The organism is Cobetia sp., assembly GCF_983723665.1.
This window is the reverse complement of the sequence record NZ_CFDJES010000144.1, coordinates 2,144-6,779: the sequence shown is the minus strand read 5'-3', so window position 1 is coordinate 6,779 and position 4,636 is coordinate 2,144. Positions and strand designations below refer to the sequence as shown.

Here is a 4,636-nt window from a genome sequence, read left to right as displayed (position 1 = left end):
CTGATGCGCGAGCATCGCGGCTGGCTGGGCATCGGTGCGCTGCTGGCGCTGATCACCCTGCTGGCCGCCACCGGTCTGCTGGCGCTGTCGGGCTGGTTCCTCTCTGCCACCGCTGTGGCCGGCTTGAGCGTCGCCGCCACCCAGGCCTTCAACTTCTTCACCCCGGCGGCAGGCGTGCGCGGGCTGGCACTGGCGCGCACCGCCGGACGCTATGGCGAGCGCGTCACCACCCACGAAGGCACGCTGCGTCTGCTGGCGAGCCTGCGCCGCCGCCTGTTCGAGGCCATCGAGCCGCTCTCCCCCGCCGCCCTGCAACATGCCGGCCAGGGAGAGTTGATGACGCGCCTGGGCGCGGATGTCGACGCCCTCGACAGCCTCTACGTGCGCGTATTGATTCCCTCGCTGGTGGCGGTCTGCACCATCCTCGCCGCCGGCACGCTGATCGGCATCTTCGCGCCGACACTGGCGCTGGTCGCGGTGATCGGACTGGTACTGACCGGCGGACTGGTGCCATGGCTGGCCTGGTGGCGTGGCAGCCGTGACGCCATGCGTCATCAGTCCTCGGCCAGCCGCCTGCGCGCGCGCCTGCTGGAGCGCCTGCAGGGACTGGGCGAGCTGGTGATCTATGGACGCTGGAATGAAGAGCTTGAGCGCCTCGCCGAGCAACAGGCCGAGCGGGACCGCATCGAGCGCGCCCAGGCACGCCGTCAGGCACTGGCCAGCTGGCTGAGCCACAGTCTGCTGGGGCTGACGCTGGCCGGGGTGGCGCTACTCGGCGTCATGCAGATGGCGCCATATGCGAACACCGACATGACGATGCTTTCTGGCGAGCTGCTCGATGGTCGCCTGCTGGCACTGTTCCTGCTGGCCGTGCTCGGCGCCTTCGAGGCGCTGGCGCCACTGCCGCTGGCCTGGCAGGGGCTCGGTCGCTGCCTGTCGGCGGCCGCGCGCCTCAACGGCGTGCAGGCCAATACGCCGGCGGCCCACTTCCCCCATCCCTCCGAGGCTGCCATGCCGGTGGGTCACGCCCTGGAGATCGAGAAGTTGAGCGTCACCCACGGCGACACGCCGGTGCTCACAGAGCTTTCCCTGACACTGGCCGCAGGCGAGCATCTGGCACTGCTCGGCCCGTCCGGCAGCGGCAAGAGCACCCTGCTGGACGTGCTCAGTCGCTTCCATATTCCCAGCGCCGGACGCATCACGTTGGGCGGCGTGGCGCTGGAATCACTCGATGAGGCCACGCTGCGCGCAAGCTTCGCGGTCTGCCCGCAGGACACGCATCTGTTCTGTGCCAGCTACGCCGACAACCTGCGCCTGGCCGCTCCCGAGGCCAGCGATGAGGCACTGACGCGCATGCTGGAAAGTCTTGGCCTTGGCGACTGGCTGGCCCGCCAGCCACAGGGGTTGGCCGGCTTCCCGGATGAAGGGGGGCGCTCGTTGTCCGGTGGCCAGCTGCGCCGCTTCAGCGTGGCACGTGCGCTGCTGTCACCGGCGCCGATCGTGCTGCTCGATGAGCCCTGCGAAGGACTGGACCGCACCAGCGCCGAGCAGGTGATGAGCGCGATTCTCGCCGCCTGCGAGGGCCGCAGCCTGATCATGATCACCCACCAGCCGCTGGGGCTGGAGCGCTTTGCGCGTCTGGCGCTGCTGGAGGCGGGCCGCCTGCAGGAAGACACCACCCCGACCACGCTCAGCAGCGATTCCCGTCTCGCCAGGCTGATGGAGCGCACTGCCTGACGACAGTCACATTCGGCCACTACAGAGGGAGACATGCATGGCAGACAGCACACTGGAAGATCAGCCATTGGCGGCGGATACCTTCGCGCGCCTGCCACGGGGCTTCTGCGCACTGGTCACCGGTGCCAGCGGCGGGATCGGGCGGGCGCTGATCGCGGAGCTGCTCGCCCATCCCCACTGTGGAAAAGTGCTGGCGGTGAGTCGCGATGTCTCATACCTGACGGCGCATCCCGAGCTCGAGACACTGGAGGCCGACCTGACCACCGAGCAAGGCACCGCGCGCCTCGAGGAGTGGCTGGCACAGCAACTGGATGGCGAGAGCGAGACGGGACAGCCACCGGCGCTGATACTCAACGCGCTGGGCCTGTTGCATGACGAGCGCGAGCAGCTATGGCCGGAGAAGCGCCTGGAAGACTTGAGTCTGGCGGCCCTGACGCGCCTGCATCAGGTCAACGCCTTCGCCCCGGCCCTGCTGCTGGGAATGCTGGCGCCACGTCTGCGCCGACGCACGCCGGTGATCTTCGCCTCGCTGTCGGCGCGGGTCGGCTCGATCTCCGACAACCGCAGCGGCGGCTGGTATGCCTATCGCGCCAGCAAGGCCAGCCACAACATGCTGCTCAAGACCGCCGCCATCGAGATCGCGCGCCGCAATCCCGAGGCGCTGCTGGTCGCGCTGCATCCCGGCACCACCGACACCGGCCTGTCGACGCCCTTCCAGGCCCGCGTGCCCGAGGGCAAACTGTTCACCACGGGCTTCGTGGCGCGCCGTCTGCTGCGCGTCGCCTCTGAACTCACGCCCACCGCCAGCGGCGGATTCTACGACTGGGCCGGCCAGGCCATCAAGTGGTAACCCCTCAGGAGAGGAGACGTCAGAGCTGCAGATGCTCCTGGAACCACTCGGTGATGAAGTCGAGGTAGGCGCGGGTCTTGTCGGGCAGGTACTTGCGTGAGCGGAACAGCACCACCATCGAGCCATGCTCGTTCCAGTAGGGCTGCAGCAGCGGCACCAGCTCACCACTCTCCACTGCCGCGCGGGCCGAGAAGGTCGGCAGGTAGGCGAGACCGAAGCCGGCCTTGGCCGCCTCCACCACGCCGAGCAGATTGTTGATCACCAGCCGCGACTCCGGCTCCACATCGAAGGGCTGGCCATTGAGCGTGAAGCGCCAATGCGCCCCCAGATCGTAATTGCCGTAGAAGATGGTATCGAAGGCGCGGATGTCCTGAGGCTGCACCGGCGGCGCATTGACGCGCGCCAGATAGTCCGGCGCCGCATACAGGCCATAGACCACCTTGCACAGCGGCCGCGAGACCATCGAGGAATCCGGCAGCGGCCCCATGCGAATCGCCAGATCCACCGACTCATCGATGGGCTCGAAGCGCTGATCCTCGAGCAGAATCTCGACGCTGACATCCGGGTAGCGACGCATGAAGGCGGTGGTCGGCGCGGCCAGATACATGAAGCCGAACGACACCTGCGCCGACACCTTGAGCTGGCCCATCGGCTGCGAGGTGACGGACTGCACGCGGGCCTCGGCGGATTCCAGCTCCTCGCGGATGCGCAGGCCGTGCTCGTAGTAGATGCGCCCCGCCTCGGTGAGATGCAGCTTGCGGGTCGAGCGATTGATCAGGCTGACGCCCAGCTGCTCTTCCAGTGCCGCCACCCGCTTGGACGCCAGCGACTTGGAAATTCCCAGTCGCCGTGCCGCCGCCGTGAAACTGGCCGCGCGCACGACCTCGACGAATACGCGCAGTGCATCAAGTGTCGCCATGTGTCTCCCTCACCCTTGCTGTGCAACCGCCATGGCCCCCTGAATACGGCCAGACACCCCATCACTCCTTCAAGTTTCCAATATGGAAACCCTAGTTTTCGATTGTACGCGCTTATTCTCCAAAGCGCGGCACCCTATACTGTGCGCCACGAACATGCGGGAGCAGGCGCGCCGCGGCATCGGCCGCCTGCTTCCGGACTAGACCGACGACGGCCGGGCCTGCGTGGCGCAGCCCGACCGTCCAGGTTCGCGCTCAGGTAGTTGCACTGCTCATCCCACCGATTCCCGGTGACTGGTCTGCATGGCGACGCCCCCACGCGCGGTTTCGCTGTCGGCCCATCCCGGGCCTCGGTGGCGATCTTCAGTGTTGTAATGCAAGTTTCTTGTGCGCCTGCCGTCTCACGACGCCAGGCGCTTTTTTTATGCCTGTCTTCAGCGACTTACAGCCACTTCTTCCACTTGAAGAACAGATAGGTCGAGAGCGCCGACACCCCCATCAGACACAGCGCGAAGGGATAGCCCCAGTCCTCGTCCAGCTCCGGCATCCAGTGGAAGTTCATGCCGTAGATGCTGGCGATCAATGTCGGCGGCATGAAGACCACTGCCGCCACCGAGAAGATCTTGATGATGCGGCTCTGATCGAGGTTGGTGAAACCGATCGAGGCATCGAGCAGGAAGTTGACCTTGTCGAAGATGAAGGTGGTGTGCGGATTGAGCGAGTCGATGTCGCGCAGCATGTCGCGAATCTCCTGCCGTCGCGACTTCTGGCGTGGCGCCGAGGGCAGATGGCGCGTCAGCTGACGCAGCAGGCGCTGGCTGTCCAGCAGCGACTGGCGCACCTTGTCGTTGTAGCGCTCCTGCAACAGGATGCCGTGCAGGGTGTCTTCCAGCGCCTCGGGGTGCACCGCCTGCTTGCCCAGCGCCTCCAGCGCCCGGTAGATATCCTCGATTTCATCGGCCAGGTAATCGACCTTCATCGCCAGCAGCGCCAGCAGCACCTCCCAGCCATCCTCCGGACTCAGTCGCTGACGACGCAGGTGATTGCGGAACAGCCGCAGCAGGCCGATATCCTCGTGGCGCATGCTGATCAGCTGGCGCCCATGCAGATGGAAGGCGACGTTGGCCGTCTG

Annotated in this window: 4 protein-coding genes; 2 read left to right on the top strand and 2 right to left on the bottom strand. The window is 66.5% G+C overall.

The genetic code is table 11. The features are described from left to right. Nucleotides 1-1,737, top strand: a 1,737-nt coding sequence (gene cydC, locus AC4FAH_RS12385) for a thiol reductant ABC exporter subunit CydC (RefSeq protein ID WP_490246118.1), incomplete at its 5' end; no start/stop codon positions are given. Between the two features lie 37 nt (nt 1,738-1,774). Continuing rightward, on the top strand, nt 1,775-2,587 hold the full coding sequence (locus AC4FAH_RS12380; protein ID WP_286987410.1) for an SDR family NAD(P)-dependent oxidoreductase: 813 nt from the start codon (nt 1,775-1,777) through the stop codon (nt 2,585-2,587). 19 nt (nt 2,588-2,606) lie between these two features. Here AC4FAH_RS12380 and AC4FAH_RS12375 read toward each other — a convergent pair whose 3' ends face one another. Continuing rightward, complete coding sequence (locus AC4FAH_RS12375) at nt 2,607-3,506, bottom strand: LysR family transcriptional regulator (protein ID WP_043333112.1); 900 nt, start codon at nt 3,504-3,506, stop codon at nt 2,607-2,609. 440 nt (nt 3,507-3,946) lie between these two features. Next, nucleotides 3,947-4,636: CorA family divalent cation transporter (locus AC4FAH_RS12370; RefSeq protein ID WP_490246117.1), on the bottom strand; the 690-nt coding region annotated here is incomplete at its 5' end.